Origin of the sequence: Microbacterium sp. CGR2 (assembly GCF_003626735.1) — a bacterium.
Classification (GTDB): domain Bacteria; phylum Actinomycetota; class Actinomycetes; order Actinomycetales; family Microbacteriaceae; genus Microbacterium.
The window spans coordinates 3,330,115-3,344,520 of sequence record NZ_RBHX01000001.1; the positions used below are offsets into that span (position 1 = coordinate 3,330,115).

Annotated in this window: 12 protein-coding genes; 4 read left to right on the forward strand and 8 right to left on the reverse strand. The window is 67.3% G+C overall.

What is annotated here, in order from left to right; all coding sequences use genetic code 11:
• Positions 1-117: 117 nt before the first annotated feature.
• Positions 118-1,950 (forward strand): long-chain fatty acid--CoA ligase, encoded by a 1,833-nt coding sequence (locus tag D7252_RS16760; protein ID WP_120776424.1) that lies wholly within the window; start codon positions 118-120, stop codon positions 1,948-1,950.
• A gap of 79 nt (positions 1,951-2,029) precedes the next feature.
• On the opposite strand, the gene def is transcribed toward D7252_RS16760, so the two are convergent.
• The 3 genes from def to D7252_RS16775 all read right to left on the reverse strand — a co-directional run bounded on the left by def (position 2,030) and on the right by D7252_RS16775 (position 7,550).
• Complete coding sequence (gene def, locus D7252_RS16765; protein WP_120776425.1) at positions 2,030-2,521, reverse strand: peptide deformylase; 492 nt, start codon at positions 2,519-2,521, stop codon at positions 2,030-2,032.
• The gene (locus D7252_RS16770; protein ID WP_120776426.1) at positions 2,521-4,080 is read right to left on the reverse strand and encodes a MinD/ParA family protein; all 1,560 of its coding nucleotides are present in this window, start codon (positions 4,078-4,080) and stop codon (positions 2,521-2,523) included. Before D7252_RS16770 ends, def begins: the two co-directional genes overlap by 1 nt.
• A 62-nt stretch (positions 4,081-4,142) precedes the next feature.
• A complete protein-coding gene (locus tag D7252_RS16775; RefSeq protein ID WP_120777033.1) occupies positions 4,143-7,550 on the reverse strand; it encodes a pyruvate carboxylase in 3,408 nt (1,135 codons plus the stop codon).
• A 92-nt stretch (positions 7,551-7,642) separates the two neighbouring features.
• Between D7252_RS16775 and D7252_RS16780 the strand changes: the two genes are divergently transcribed.
• Positions 7,643-8,446: a ParA family protein gene (locus D7252_RS16780; protein WP_120777034.1), complete on the forward strand. Its 804-nt coding sequence runs from the start codon at positions 7,643-7,645 to the stop codon at positions 8,444-8,446.
• A gap of 124 nt (positions 8,447-8,570) precedes the next feature.
• Here the strand turns inward: D7252_RS16780 and D7252_RS16785 are convergent, their stop codons facing one another.
• The 3 genes from D7252_RS16785 to D7252_RS16795 all read right to left on the reverse strand — a co-directional run bounded on the left by D7252_RS16785 (position 8,571) and on the right by D7252_RS16795 (position 10,387).
• Positions 8,571-9,116, reverse strand: coding sequence for a MerR family transcriptional regulator (locus D7252_RS16785; protein WP_120776427.1), 546 nt, complete (start codon positions 9,114-9,116; stop codon positions 8,571-8,573).
• A gap of 99 nt (positions 9,117-9,215) precedes the next feature.
• Entirely contained in the window at positions 9,216-9,902 is a 687-nt protein-coding gene (locus D7252_RS16790; protein ID WP_120776428.1) for a MerR family transcriptional regulator, read from the reverse strand.
• The gene (locus D7252_RS16795) at positions 9,902-10,387 is read right to left on the reverse strand and encodes an FHA domain-containing protein (RefSeq protein ID WP_120776429.1); all 486 of its coding nucleotides are present in this window, start codon (positions 10,385-10,387) and stop codon (positions 9,902-9,904) included. Before D7252_RS16795 ends, D7252_RS16790 begins: the two co-directional genes overlap by 1 nt.
• 99 nt (positions 10,388-10,486) lie before the next feature.
• Here D7252_RS16795 and D7252_RS16800 point away from each other — a divergent pair, with 99 nt between their 5' ends.
• Both D7252_RS16800 and lpdA read left to right on the forward strand, forming a co-directional pair.
• Positions 10,487-11,143: a copper resistance CopC family protein gene (locus D7252_RS16800; protein ID WP_120776430.1), complete on the forward strand. Its 657-nt coding sequence runs from the start codon at positions 10,487-10,489 to the stop codon at positions 11,141-11,143.
• 9 nt (positions 11,144-11,152) lie between these two features.
• Positions 11,153-12,550, forward strand: a complete 1,398-nt coding sequence (lpdA, locus tag D7252_RS16805) for a dihydrolipoyl dehydrogenase (RefSeq protein WP_120776431.1) — start codon at positions 11,153-11,155, stop codon at positions 12,548-12,550.
• 61 nt (positions 12,551-12,611) lie between these two features.
• Here the strand turns inward: lpdA and D7252_RS16810 are convergent, their stop codons facing one another.
• Together D7252_RS16810 and D7252_RS16815 are read right to left on the reverse strand one after the other, a co-directional pair.
• Entirely contained in the window at positions 12,612-13,730 is a 1,119-nt protein-coding gene (locus D7252_RS16810; RefSeq protein ID WP_147406756.1) for an NAD(P)/FAD-dependent oxidoreductase, read from the reverse strand.
• Positions 13,717-14,397, reverse strand: coding sequence for a methyltransferase domain-containing protein (locus D7252_RS16815; RefSeq protein WP_251050754.1), 681 nt, complete (start codon positions 14,395-14,397; stop codon positions 13,717-13,719). Before D7252_RS16815 ends, D7252_RS16810 begins: the two co-directional genes overlap by 14 nt.
• Positions 14,398-14,406: the final 9 nt, after the last annotated feature.

The following is a 14,406-nucleotide window of genomic DNA, read 5'->3' on the forward strand; positions in this document are numbered from 1 at the left end:
TCCGTCTTCTCTGCGGGCATCCGGTGATCGCGACTGAGTGTCACCTTCTGTGCGACGGGGTCCCATGCCCTAGACTCGGGATCATACCCGTGCCTGACCGGTACCGAAGGAGCTGCCGTGGTCCAGTTTGAAGTCCCCGCGATCATTCCCGCCGATCCCGATGCGAACGTCGCTGACCTGCTGGTCAAACGCGTCGAGGCGACCCCTGACCGAGCTCTGTTCTCCGTCCCTGAGGGCGAAGGCTGGCGGGACATCTCGGCTGCCGACTTCCAGACGGCCGTGGTCGCTCTCGCCAAGGGTCTGGCAGCGGCGGGCATCCAGCCCGGCGAGAAGGTCGGGTTCCTCGCCCGCACCACGTACGAATGGACTCTCGTCGACTTCGCCCTGTTCTACGCCGGCGCGGTGATGGTTCCGATCTACGAGACCAGCTCACCCTCGCAGATCCAGTGGATCCTCGAGGACTCCGGCGCGATCGCGCTCATCGTCGAGTCCCCTGAGCACTTCGCCCGAGTCGACGAGGTTCGCAGCGAACTGCCGCTGATCCGTGAGGTGTGGCAGTTGCACCTCGGGGCCATCGACACCCTGACCGCGCAGGGATCTTCGGTCACGGACGAAGAGATCGTCCGTCGGCGTGGCCTCGCCATCGGTTCCGACATCGCCACCCTCATCTACACCTCCGGCTCGACGGGACGCCCGAAGGGCTGTGTGCTCACCCACAGCAACTTCGTCGAGCTCACCCGCAACTCCGCGATGGCGCTGAGTGCCGTCGTGCAGACGCCGGGCGCATCGACCCTGCTCTTCATCACGACCGCCCACGTCTTCGCACGATTCATCTCCATCCTCGACATCCACGCCGGCGTCCGCACCGGTCATCAGCCGGACACGCGCCAACTCCTCCCCGCTCTCGGCTCCTTCAAGCCGACCTTCCTCCTCGCCGTCCCGCGCGTCTTCGAGAAGGTCTACAACTCGGCTGAGCAGAAGGCGGAAGCCGGCGGCAAGGGCAAGATCTTCCGCGCCGCAGCCGACGTCGCCATCGAGCACTCGAAGCTCCTCGAAGAGGGCAAGAAGATCCCCGTCGGGATGAAGCTCAAGTTCGCCCTGTTCAACAAGCTCGTCTACAGCAAGCTCCGCACGGCGATGGGCGGCAACGTCGTCTACGCCGTGTCCGGATCCGCGCCCCTGGGCCCGCGGCTGGGGCACTTCTTCCACAGCCTCGGGGTCGTGATCCTCGAAGGCTACGGCCTGACGGAGACAACCGCTCCAGCGACGGTGAACCTCGCCGACAAGTCGAAGATCGGCACCGTCGGCCCCGCACTCCCCGGCGTCGGGGTGCGTCTCGGCGATGACGGCGAGATCGAGGTACGTGGCATCAACGTCTTCAAGGAGTACTGGAACAACCCGGCGGCCACCGCCGAAGCGTTCAGCGACGGCGGATGGTTCCGCACCGGAGACATCGGCAGCTTCGACTCGGAGGGCTTCCTGACCATCACCGGCCGGAAGAAGGAGATCATCGTCACCGCCGGCGGCAAGAACGTCGCCCCCGCGGCACTCGAGGATCCCATCCGCGCGAACCCGATCATCGGTCAGGTCGTGGTGGTCGGCGATCAGCGCCCGTTCATCTCCGCCCTTGTCACCCTCGACCCTGAGATGCTCCCGACCTGGCTCGCCAACAACGGGCTCGACGCGAAGATGTCCCTTCAGGAGGCATCCCGAAGCGCAGAGGTCCGCGCGGAGGTGCAGCGCGCCGTCGATGCGGCGAATGCGCGCGTGTCTCGGGCCGAATCGATCCGCAAGTTCACGATCCTCGACTCGGAGTGGACAGAGGCCTCCGGCCACCTGACGCCGAAGCTGTCGATCAAGCGCAACGTCATCATGAGCGACTTCGCGGGCGAGATCTCGGCGATCTACGATGAGCCGGTCTCGACGACCAACGTGCCCATCGGCGGCTGACCACCGACGGGCGCACCTGCCGAAACGAGAAAGGCCCCGCTCGAGCCGGGCCTTTCTCGTTCGGCTGCGACGGCGTCACTCAGAACCAGGAGCTCTCCCGCACTTCGCGCATCGCGCGTTTCCGCGTCTCCGGATCGAGACGAGACAGATAGAGCTTCCCGTCCAGGTGGTCCGTCTCGTGCTGCAGCGCCTGAGCCAGCAGGCCCTCCCCCTCGAGCACGACCGGATTCCCATCGAGGTCGATGCCCTCGACGCGCGCCCACGGGTGGCGCAGCGCGTCGTGCCAGAGGCCGGGAACCGACAGGCATCCTTCCCCCGTCGGCACCGGATCACCGCGCACCTCGGTGAGCACCGGGTTGAGGATGTACCCGATGTCCCCGTCGACGTTGTAGCTGAACGCTCGGACGGCGACACCGATCTGCGGCGCCGCCACGCCCGCGCGACCGGGCACCTCGACGGTCTCCAGAAGATCGGTCACCAGAGCGCGGATGCCGTCATCCACCTCGTCGACCGGCGTGCAGACGGTGCGGAGAACCGGATCACCGAAGATGCGGATGTCGCGTACTGCCATCAGGCGACCTTCGCCCGCAGGCCCTCGACCAGGCTCGCCGCGAGCTCCCGTGCAGCGACGCGGGTCTCCGGCTGCAGGTTGGCGTACACGATGGTCCCGCCGCCGGCGATCTGCGGGTCATACGGCATCCGGATGACACTCTTCGCCCGCGTGGCGAAGTGCGCCTGCAGTTCGTTCAACCGCACCAGCGGTGTACCCGGCGTCGACTGGTTCAGCACCACGATCGCCTCACGCGCCTGCTCCGCGTACCCGTTCGTCTCCAGCCAGGTCAGCGTCTCGGATGCGAGTCGCGCCTCGTCGACGCTGAGGCCCGACACGATCACTATCTGGTCGGCGAGATCGAGGGTGGCCGACATCACGGAGTGCACGATCCCGGTCCCGGTGTCCGTGAGGACGAGCGAGTAGTAATGGGCCGCCACGTCCGCCACATCCCGATAGTCGCTGTCGCTGAAGGCCTCGGCGATGCGCGGATCCGAATCGGACGCCAAGACGTCCAGTCGTGTGGCGTCGCGCGCGACGATCGCCGACAGGTCGTGATAGCCCTTGATGTCGTCGCGGATGCGGACCAGATCGCGCACAGACTTCGAGTGGTGCGGGCGAACGATGCGTTCGGCAAGGGTGCCTCGGTCGGGGTTGGCGTCGACCGCGATCACACGATCCTCACGGGCATCGGCGAGTGCCATGCCGAGCAGAGCGGTGATCGTCGTCTTTCCGACTCCGCCCTTGCGCGACAGCACCGGGACGAAGCGCGCGCCTCCCGCGAGCGGCGCTGCGATCCGAGCGGTCAGGGCCTTGCGCTCGCGGGCACGCCTTCCGTCTCCGATGTTGATCCGACGTCCGGAGAGCGCGTAGAGGAAATGACTCCAGCTTCCCTCGGGTTCCGGACGCGCGACCCGATGCGGGTCGAGAAGACGATCGGCAGTGAGCAGATCGGCGGACTCACGGCCCGACTCCCCCAACTCGTCCAACCGCTTCGACGTCAGCGGACCCTCGGGGCGAACCGCAGAGCGAACCGGCTGCGGGACGCTGGGCTTCTCTTCGGGGACAGGCACGGCGGTGATCTCCTTCTCGACGGACGGCGCGGCGCCGGGCCGTTCCGTTCCGGACGATGTCGAATCAGCGACCACGTGCCGGGACACGTCGGCCGGTTCCGACTCTTCCACGACCTCGGCGTCGACGATAGTCTCCAGCGCCGGCGCCGGAGCAGGCTCACGGACGAAGGCGCGGACGCTGTCGCGTGCCACCGTCTCCGGAGCGGTCTCCGGGTCAGGTGCGGGCGCCACGGATTCCGGGACGGTCTCCCTGTCCGGGGTGGGCGCGAGGACCGAAGCAGCGGTCCTCGGCGCCGCTTCCACCGGTGCGTCGATGACGAGCGCCCCGACGACCTCGCCGTCGACGATGCCTTCGTCCGCGAGATCGTCGTCTTCCTCCGGGGGGAGATTCACGCTCACCTGTGCGGTCCTGCCGAGGATGCCGATCCCAGCCGTATCCACGGACGCGGTGTCATCGAGCACTCCCAACAGGTTCTCGTCGGGCTCTACGGGGTTTTTCGGGGTCACGATGTCGCTCCAAGCCTGCGGGGCCTCAGGCGCTCGGGTGCGCGGCCCTCCGCCGCACAAGATTAGTGCGCGGAACGGATGACGACCAAAAGATCGCCGGCATCGACCTGCTGCGGTCCGGAGATCGCGAGCCGCTCGATGACCCCGTCGATGGGCGCTGTGATGGCTGCTTCCATCTTCATCGCTTCGATCGATGCGACCGGTTCGCCTGCGCGCACGGCCGCCCCCACCTCGACCTGGAGAGTGACCACACCGGAGAACGGAGCAGCGACCTGACCCGGCACGGAGGTGTCGGCCTTCTCGACGTCGTGCGCGTCGACGGCGACGGAGCGGTCGCGCACGAACACGGGCCGCAGTTGGCCGTTGAGCGTGGTCATCACCGTGCGCATGCCCTTGTCGTCTGCGTCGCCGATGGCTTCGAGACCGATGTAGAGCTGGACACCGCGATCGATCTCGATCAGGTGCTCCTGTCCCTGCACGAGCCCGTAGAGATAATCGCTGGTGTCGAGGACGGAAAGGTCGCCGAACACCTCACGGCGCTCGAGGTATTCTGCGGTGGGCCCGGGGAAGAGCAACGCATTCAACCGCGCGCGCCGCTCGGTGCTGGTCCCGGAGAGGGCCGCCTCATCGTCGTCGGTGATCTCGGTGAGTCCCGTGCGCACGGAGCGTCCTGCGAGCACCTTGGTGCGGAACGGCTCCGGCCATCCGCCCGGAAGATCGCCGAGCTCGCCTGCCATGAAACCGACGACCGAGTCGGGGACGTCGTACTTGTCGGGGTTGGCTTCGAAGTCCGCAGGGTCCGCCTTCACCGCAGCGAGGTGGAGTGCGAGATCCCCGACCACTTTGGACGACGGCGTCACCTTCGGCACCCGGCCGAGGATACGGTCTGCGGCCGCGTACATGTCTTCGATGAGTTCGAAGTGGTCTGCGAGCCCGAGCGCCTTCGCCTGCTGTCGAAGGTTGGAGAGCTGTCCGCCCGGGATCTCGTGGTGATAGACGCGCCCCGTGGGCCCCGCGAGCCCGGACTCGAACGGCGCGTACTGCCGGCGTACCGCCTCCCAGTACGGTTCCAGATCCGATACCCCGTCGAGCGCGATGCCACTGTCCCGATCCGTGTGCGCGAGCGCCGCGACGAGAGATGACAGGGAGGGCTGGCTGGTGGTCCCGGCCAGCGGTGCCGAAGCGGCATCCACCGCATCCACCCCTGCACCGCTGGCGGCGAGAAGCGTGGCGAGCTGACCGCCGGGTGTGTCGTGAGTGTGCAGATGAACCGGCAGGTCGAACCGCTCGCGCAGCGCCGACACGAGCTTGGCCGCGGCAGCGGGGCGCAGCAGACCGGCCATGTCTTTGATGGCGATGATGTGCGCGCCGGCTTCGACGATGCGTTCCGCGAGGTCGAGGTAGTAGTCCAGTGTGTAGAGGTCTTCCGCCGGGTTCAGCAGGTCTCCCGTGTAGCAGAGAGCCACTTCTGCGACCGCGGTGCCTGTGTCTCGCACGGCTTGAATGGCCGGGCGCATCTGCTCCACGTCGTTGAGCGCGTCGAAGATCCGGAAGATGTCCACACCGCTGGCCGCGGCCTCCGCCACGAACGCCTCTGTGACGGCCGTCGGATACGGTGTGTAACCGACGGTGTTCCGCCCGCGGAGCAGCATCTGGATGGCCACATTCGGGAGCGCGGCGCGCAGCTTGTCGAGGCGCTCCCACGGATCTTCCCCGAGGAACCGCAGGGCGACGTCATAGGTCGCCCCACCCCACGCCTCCACCGAGAGCAGGCCCGGCGTGAGCCGTGCAAGATGGGGCGCCGCCGCGACGAGGTCCCTCGTGCGCACGCGGGTCGCGAGGAGCGACTGGTGGGCGTCACGGAACGTCGTGTCCGTGATCGCCAACGCCGTCTGCTGACGCAGGCTGCGCGCGAAGCCCTCCGGACCGAGCTCCTGCAGGCGCTGTCGCGATCCGGCTGGGGGTTCGGCCGTCAGGTCGGTGTCCGGGAGCTTGCCGGTCGGGTCGATCACGCCGGGGTGATCGCCATGGGGCTTGTTGACGGTGACGTCGACGAGCCAGTTCAGCAGTCTCGTTCCGCGGTCTTTCGAGACACGACCACGAAGCAGCCCGGGACGCTCGTCGATGAACGACGTGCTGACGTCGCCGGCCACGAAGGCATCGTCGTCGAGAAGCGCCTGCAGGAAGGGGATGTTCGTCGAGACCCCGCGGATGCGGAACTCCGCCAGCGCGCGGCGCGCACGAGCGACCGCGGCGGGAAAGTCGCGACCACGGCAGGTCAGCTTCGCCAGCATCGAATCGAAGTGCGGGCTGATCTGCGCGCCCTGATGCACCGTGCCACCGTCGAGGCGGATGCCGGCGCCGCCGGGTGAGCGGTAGGTGGTGATCTTCCCGGTGTCCGGGCGGAAGCCGTGGGCGGGATCCTCCGTCGTGATCCGACACTGCAACGCTGCACCCCGCAGACGGAGATCCTGCTGCTGCAGCCCGAGCTCGGCGAGGCTCTGTCCCGATGCGATGCGCATCTGACTCTGCACGAGATCGACGTCGGTGACCTCCTCGGTGACCGTGTGCTCCACCTGGATGCGCGGGTTCATCTCGATGAAGACCACTTCGCCGGTGCGCTCCCCCGCCGTCTCGAGCAGGAACTCCACCGTGCCGGCGTTCTCGTAGCCGATGGAACGGGCGAATGCGACCGCGTAGGCATGAAGTGCCGTACGGGTGTCCTCGTCGAGGTTCGGAGCAGGAGCGATCTCCACCACCTTCTGGTGGCGGCGCTGCACCGAACAGTCGCGTTCGAAGAGGTGCACCGTCTCCCCGGTCTTGTCCGCGAGGATCTGCACCTCGATGTGCCGCGGGCGCAGGACCGCCTGCTCGAGGAACATCCGTCCGTCGCCGAAAGCACTGGAAGCCTCGCGCATGGCCTCAGCGAGCGCGGGTGCGAGGTCGCCAGGCGACTCCACCCGGCGCATCCCCCGACCGCCACCACCCGCCACCGCTTTGGCGAACAGCGGGAAGCCGATCCCCTCCGCCTGAGCGACGAGCGCCTCGACGTCGTCGGACGCCTCCGTCGAGCGGAGCACCGGCACCCCTGCCTCGATGGCGTGGCGTTTCGCCTCGACCTTGTTCCCCGCCATCTCCAGGACGGACGCGGGCGGGCCGATGAAGACGATGCCGTTCGCAGCCGCCTTCTCCGCCAACTCGGGGTTCTCCGACAGGAACCCGTATCCCGGGTAGATCGCATCCGCTCCCGCCTGCAGGGCCACTCGGATGATCTCGTCGACGTCGAGGTACGCACGCACCGGATGCCCACGCTCGCCGATCTCATACGCCTCGTCGGCCTTCAGCCGATGAACCGATCCGCGGTCCTCATGGGGGAAGACCGCGACAGTGCGCGCCCCGACCTCATATGCCGCTCGGAATGCGCGAATCGCGATCTCGCCACGGTTCGCCACAAGGATCTTCTGGAACATGCACACCTCTGAGAGCTCGATGCACGGCATTTTCGACGTGCAGGGGCGGGGCTGAGTGTGTGCTCAGCCTAGGGGAAGGTAACGTGGGGGTCGTGCACGTACTCAGCGTCAGCTCTCTCAAGGGGGGCGTCGGCAAGACGACCGTGACACTCGGGCTGGCCTCAGCGGCTTTCGCCCGAGGCGTCCGGACGCTCGTCGTCGACCTCGACCCGCAGTCCGACGTGTCCACAGGGATGGACATCCAAGTGGCCGGACGACTCAACATCGCCGATGTCCTCGCGAACCCGAAAGAGAAGGTCGTCCGTCAGGCGATCACCTCCAGCGGGTGGGCGAAGGTTCACCCCGGCACGATCGACGTCCTCATCGGCAGCCCCTCCGCCATCAACTTCGACGGCCCTCACCCCAGTGTGCGAGACGTCTGGAAGCTCGAAGAGGCGCTCGCTGCCGTCGAAGCAGACTACGACCTCGTGCTCGTCGACTGCGCGCCGTCGCTGAACGCTCTGACGCGCACCGCGTGGGCCGCGAGCGATCGCGTGATGGTCGTCACCGAACCAGGACTCTTCTCCGTGGCGGCAGCTGACCGGGCCCTCCGCGCGATCGAGGAGATCCGCCGCGGACTCTCCCCGCGACTTCAGCCGCTCGGCATCGTCGTGAACCGCGTCCGCCCGCAGTCGATCGAGCACCAGTTCCGCATCAAGGAGCTCCGCGACATGTTCGGGCCCCTCGTCCTCGCGCCGCAGCTGCCGGAGCGCACCTCGCTGCAGCAGGCCCAAGGCGCTGCGAAGCCGCTGCACATCTGGCCCGGCGACTCGGCTCAGGAGCTCGCTGCGGACTTCGACCAGCTGCTCGACCGCATCATCCGCACCGGACGCATCGCTCTCCCCGACAACGCCTGACGCTCACCGCCGGCCGCCCGTTCCGCACACGCGGTGACGGTGGTCCGTCGCGCCGTCCGACCGCGAGCAACGGTCAGACGGAGCGCTTCGAGCGTCCGTCGCGCTGTCTGAACGCGAGCAACGGTCAGGCGGAGCGCTTCGAGCGACGTGCCGAGAGTTCGTCGACCGGGTCCGGTGACGTCGCGTCGAACGCCACCAGCGTCGACTCCACCTCTCGAAGCACCTTGCCCACGGCGATGCCGAAGACTCCCTGCCCGCGGCTGACGAGGTCGATGACCTCGTCGTTGGACGTGCACAGGTACACCGAGGCACCGTCGCTCATCAGAGTCGTTCCCGCGAGATCACGAATGCCGGCGCGACGCAGTTCGTCGACGGCCGTGCGGATCTGCTGCAGGGAGATGCCCGTGTCCAGCAGGCTCTTGACGAGCTTGAGGACGAGGATGTCGCGGAATCCGTAGAGTCGCTGCGAGCCGGACCCGCTGGCGCCGCGGACCGTCGGTTCGACGAGTTCGGTGCGCGCCCAGTAGTCCAGCTGCCGGTACGTGATGCCCGCCGCGCGCGCGGCTACCGCCCCGCGATACCCGACCTCATCATCCATGGCCGGGAGTCCGTCCGTGAAGAGGAGTTCCGGCGCGAACCGTGAGTCGCCTCCGAGCTCGTCCGCATTCATCTGAAATCCTCCCTGGAACGGTTATCTCCACGCTAGAGCAGTGCTGGAGCACCGGCAATGACATCCGCGTGACCCCGAAGGTGTGTCGCAATCAGTTCGTTACGAAAGCACCCGGGACAGCGCATCCTTGACGAACAGGGAGCGCACCTCATCGATCTTCGACGCGAGTTCGGGAGCCAACTCGCTGGCTTTCGCGCGCGACGCGGCATCGGTTCGCCGCAGCAACGACGACATGGCCGACTCGATGAGAGCCACTTCGCGATCGGCTCCTTGCCGGAGCGAACGCAGGTGACGCGGCTCGATTCCGTGACGATCGAGCGCGACGAGGCCCCGCAGCAGCGTGACAGTGGTTTCGGGGTAGTGCTCTTGGGCGGAGATGACGCCCGTGCTGATCGCGTCATTGAGGAGCTGGGGCCCCGCGCCGGCAGCGGCGAGCAGCTCGGCCCGACGGTATCGGCGAGGTGCGGGGGTGATGGACGGCGGCGGGACGAGCGCTGTCGTCTCGCCATTGGCCGACACCTCGTCCAACTGCTCGCGGATCACGCTGAGGGGAAGGTAGTGGTCTCGCTGCAAGGTGAGGCCGAGGCGCAGCCGCTCGATGTCGGCGGCGGAGAATTTGCGGTAGCCGGAATCGGTGCGCGAAGGGCTGACGATGCCTTGGACCTCGAGGAAGCGAAGCTTGCTGGACGTCAGATCGGGGAACTCCGGGGTGAGCCGAGCGAGCACCTGCCCGATACTCAGCAGGCCCGCGGACGCTGAGCGTTCGCGGGCGGGAGTGGCCGCCATCAGGCGTTCGCCGCCTGGCGATCCGCTGGTGAGATGAAGAAGTTCAGCCGGAACTTGCCGACTCGAAGTTCGGAGCCATCGACGAGAACACTGCGGTCGACACGTTCGCCGTTGACGTAGGTCCCGTTGAGGGAGCGCTGATCGACGATCTCGAAGGACGAGCCGTTGCGGGTGATCTCGGCGTGCCGACGCGACACCGTGACGTCGTCGAAGAAGATGTCTGCTTCCGGGTGGCGTCCGACGGTGGTGACGTCGGTGTCCAGAAGGTAGCGGGCGCCGGCGAGTGCGCCGGAGCGGACGAGCAGCAAGGCTGAGCCCGCAGGCAATGCCGCGATCGCGGACTGCTCGACGTCGGTGAGTTCCACGCCGAACGGCACGAACGACAGATCGGAATCGTGTCCGAACGTCTGCGTCACGTCGTGCTTCTGCTCACCGGAACGGTGGATGGCGGCTTCTCCGGCCGGTCGGCTGTCGCTGTCTGTCACTGTGCCCTCCTGAATGTCCAGACTAACGGATGCCGGGGGGCTCGCGGGAGCCGTGTTGATACTCAGCGATCACATACCGCCTCTTCATAGGGTGGGGCCGTGAAGACCACCACCCCGCCTCTGACCGCCGCCCCGCTCGCCCTCGCCGCGACCCTGCTCGCCGCCTTCCTGATCCTCTTCTCCCCTCTCTCCGCCTCGGCTCACGACTCTCTCGTCGCTTCGTCGCCGGCCGCGGACAGCGAGGTGGAGACGCTCCCCGATGAGCTGACGCTCACTTTCAGCGCCAAGCTGATCGACGGCGAAGGCGCGACCGAGGTCGTCGTGACCGATCCCAACGGCGATCAGGTCTCGGAGGGACCAGCGACGGTCGAGGGGGCCATCGTCACGCAGCCTTTGACCGGTTCCGGCCCCGCGGGCGAGTATCGCGTCATCTGGAAAGTCGTCTCCAGTGACGGACACCCGACCTCGGACGAATTCTCCTTCTCTGTGACCACCGCTTCCGATGCGGTGCCGACGGCGCAGCCCAGCGCGGCTCCCACGACCTCGGCGCCGAGCGCGGAGACCGAGACGACGCCCGAGGCGTCAGCATCCGCCACCCCGACTGCCGACGAGAGCGACGGCGCCGACGCCACGACGTGGATCTGGGTGCTGTCGATCGTCGGTGTCCTGATCATCGTGGGGCTGGCCGTCTGGCTCATCCTGCGTCGGCCACGGAGCAACTCCACTCCAGGTTCCGCACCCCCTACGGAGCGATAGGCTTAACGCATGCCTCATTACGATGTCGTCATCCTCGGTGCCGGTCCTGGTGGGTACGTCGCCGCCGTCCGCAGCGCACAGCTCGGCCTCTCCACGGCCATCATCGAAGAGAAGTACTGGGGCGGTGTGTGCCTCAACGTCGGCTGCATCCCCTCCAAGGCGCTTCTCAAGAACGCTGAACTCGCGCACACGCTGAACCACAAGGCCGACTTCTTCGGCATCTCCGGTGAGTTCACGATCGACTACGGCAAGGCGTTCGATCGCAGCCGTGTCGTCGCCGACGGACGCGTCAAGGGCATCCACTTCCTGATGAAGAAGAACAAGGTGACCGAGTACGACGGCCGCGGCACCTTCACCGGGCCGAAGGCGATCTCCGTCGCCAAGTCCGACGGCTCCACCGAAGAGGTCACGTTCGACAACGCGATCATCGCCACCGGCTCGAAGGTGCGACTGCTTCCGGGAGTCGAGCTCAGCGAGAACGTCGTGACCTACGAGGAGCAGATCCTCAGCCGCGAACTGCCGAAGTCGATCGTGATCGTCGGCGCGGGCGCCATCGGCATGGAGTTCGCGTACGTGATGACGAACTACGGCGTCAAGGTCACGATCATCGAGTTCCTCGACCGTGCCCTCCCCAACGAAGACGCCGACGTCTCGAAAGAGATCACCAAGCAGTACAAGAACTACGGTGTCGACATCCTCACCTCCACCAAGGTGGAGACGGTCGTCGACAACGGCTCCTCCGTCACCGTCACCTACACCGGCAAGGATGGACAGCAGAGCTCCATCGAGGCCGACAAGGTCCTCATGTCGGTCGGCTTCGCCCCGAACATCGAGGGCTTCGGTCTCGAGAGCACCGGCGTGAAGCTGACCGAGCGCGGCGCGATCGACATCGACGATCACATGCGCACGAACGTCGATGGCATCTACGCCATCGGCGACGTCACCGCCAAGCTGCAGCTGGCGCACGTCGCCGAGGCACAGGGCGTGGTCGCCGCCGAGACCATCGGCGGCGCCGAGACCCAGACCCTGGGCGACTACCGCATGATGCCGCGCGCGACGTTCTGCTCGCCGCAGGTGGCCTCGTTCGGCCTGACCGAGCAGCAGGCGAGGGACGAAGGACGCGAGATCAAGGTCGCGAACTTCCCCTTCATGGCCAACGGCAAAGCACACGGTCTCGGTGAGCCCGTCGGATTCGTCAAGCTCATCGCGGACGCCGAGCACCTCGAGCTCATCGGCGCTCACATGATCGGCCCGGACGTGTCGGAGCTGCTGCCGGAGCTGACTCTCGCGCAGAAGTGGGACCTCACCGCTCTGGAGCTCGCCCGCAACGTGCACACGCACCCGACGCTGTCGGAGGCGCTGCAGGAGGGCTTCCACGGACTCGCCGGTCACATGATCAACTTCTGACGCGGCGCGACTCAATGCGACGAAGGCCCCGGTCCCGTTCAGGGATCGGGGCCTTCGTGCGTCACACCCCGCGCATCGTGATGAGCCCGGATGTCCACGGCTGCAGTGGCGCCGTGCCCAGCGCGCGGATCAACCCTTCTCGCGGTCGGGCCACGAGCATCGGCACCGGAGCCCCCATCGACATGTAGAAGGCCGAGCGTCGCTGCGCTGACCGCGTCGAGTGCCGCACGTCGCGCTCGTAGGCGCTCAGATCCGGCATGCGTCGCGGCAGAGCGCGAGAGAGCACGGTGGCCAGGCGAACGGCATCCGTCCACCCGAGGTTCATCCCTTGCCCGCCGATGGGGCTGATCTCATGCGCCGCGTCCCCGAGCAGGACCACTCTGCCCCGACGGAGCCGCGACGCGGTGTGCTGGGCAGCGACGAACGATACGGGCGGGTCGGCGACCTGCAGCCGGATGCCGGTGCGCCCATGAACGGCGTCTCGAAAAGCGGCAGCGGTGTTCAGCGGCTCCGCACCGCGTTGCTGTCTGACGACCCATCGTCGGCGGAAACCCGGGAGGGGGAAGGATTCGACGAGGCCTGCCGGTTCGCAGTACAGGACGGCCCGCTCGTCGGTCGCCGGGTCTTCGACATCCACCATGCTGTAGGTCGCTCTTCCGGTCTGACGGCGCCAGGTCGAACCGATCCGTTCCCGGAGTCGACTGCGCACCCCGTCGGCGGCTACGACGACGGAAGCGGTGTGGGTCTGCCTTCCGTCCGGGGTGTCGATCTCGACGCGGACGCGGTCTCCGTCGTCGTGCACCGACTGCACGGTGCACCCGCGACGCAGAGCGTCGGGCGACAGCTCGTGCAACCGGGTGCGCAGCATCGCGGCTGTGCGCGGTTGAGGAAGGATCAAGACCGGACGGTCAGACCCGAAAGAGAGCGACGCGAGACTTCTGCCGCGGCTGCGGACCTCGCCGCCCCGGAGATGCAGCGCTTCCGCACGCGCCTGCGCACCGACGCCCACGGCGTCCAAGGCGTCGAGGCCGGGCCGGTGGATGCCGATCGCACGGGTGCGGGCGTCAGCATCCGTGCGTCGCTCGTACACCGCCACCTGCACCCCGTCCTTCGACAGCAGGCCGGCGAGCATCAGGCCGACCGGCCCCGCTCCGACGATCAGCACATCATGATGCGGCACTGCCCTGCTCCCAACGCAGTTCCAGGCGCGACGGCACCCCTTGGCGCACAATCCACCCCTGCGGCACCACCGCGGCCAGCTCCTCACGCGTGTACGAGCGCCGGATGCTGATGAGTCCGTCTTCTCGGATGAACGAATCCGCCAGCATGTTCCGCGACAGTGGCCAGGTCGCCGCCGCGAACAGCGCGTACGCCGTCCGGCTTCGGGCGATGTCGTGATGCACCACCAGCCCGTTCCGCCCGAGCAGCCGCCGGGAATCCTCCAGCACCGTCTGCAACTCGTCGTCGTCGAGATGGTGCAGCACGTGGTTGCTCAGGACGACGTCGAAAGTCTGGCCTTCCTCCACCAGTCGGGTGCTGAGAGCACACCGATAGCGCAGGCCTGCTCCCCCGTCGTGGGCCGACGCCCAGCTGATGGCCCGCGCGTCCGCATCGAGCGCGGTGATCTCCGCCGCGAACCCGTCACGTCGCAAGCGCCCGGCGATCAGGCGGCACAGGTCTCCCCCACCGGCCCCGATGTCGAGGATGCGCAATGGTCGATCAGCGGTGGCCCGCGGCCGGATGTCGCGACGGTAGATCAGCCCGGGACGCGAGACCAGCGCATTCACGAAGCCGAATCGCCCGTAGGTGCGAGCGAGCATGCGCGCATCCGCTTGCGGATCGTCCATCAGCTCTCG

Bases quoted from the DNA above. Each gene is read 5' to 3' on its own strand.
- def (WP_120776425.1), bottom strand. From the start codon at position 2,521: ATGGCAGTACGCGACATCCGCATCTTCGGTGATCCGGTTCTCCGCACC.
- D7252_RS16775 (WP_120777033.1), bottom strand. From the start codon at position 7,550: ATGTTCCAGAAGATCCTTGTGGCGAACCGTGGCGAGATCGCGATTCGC.
- D7252_RS16785 (WP_120776427.1), bottom strand. From the start codon at position 9,116: ATGAATGCGGACGAGCTCGGAGGCGACTCACGGTTCGCGCCGGAACTC.
- D7252_RS16790 (WP_120776428.1), bottom strand. From the start codon at position 9,902: ATGGCGGCCACTCCCGCCCGCGAACGCTCAGCGTCCGCGGGCCTGCTG.
- lpdA (WP_120776431.1), top strand. From the start codon at position 11,153: ATGCCTCATTACGATGTCGTCATCCTCGGTGCCGGTCCTGGTGGGTAC.
- D7252_RS16815 (WP_251050754.1), bottom strand. From the start codon at position 14,397: ATGGACGATCCGCAAGCGGATGCGCGCATGCTCGCTCGCACCTACGGG.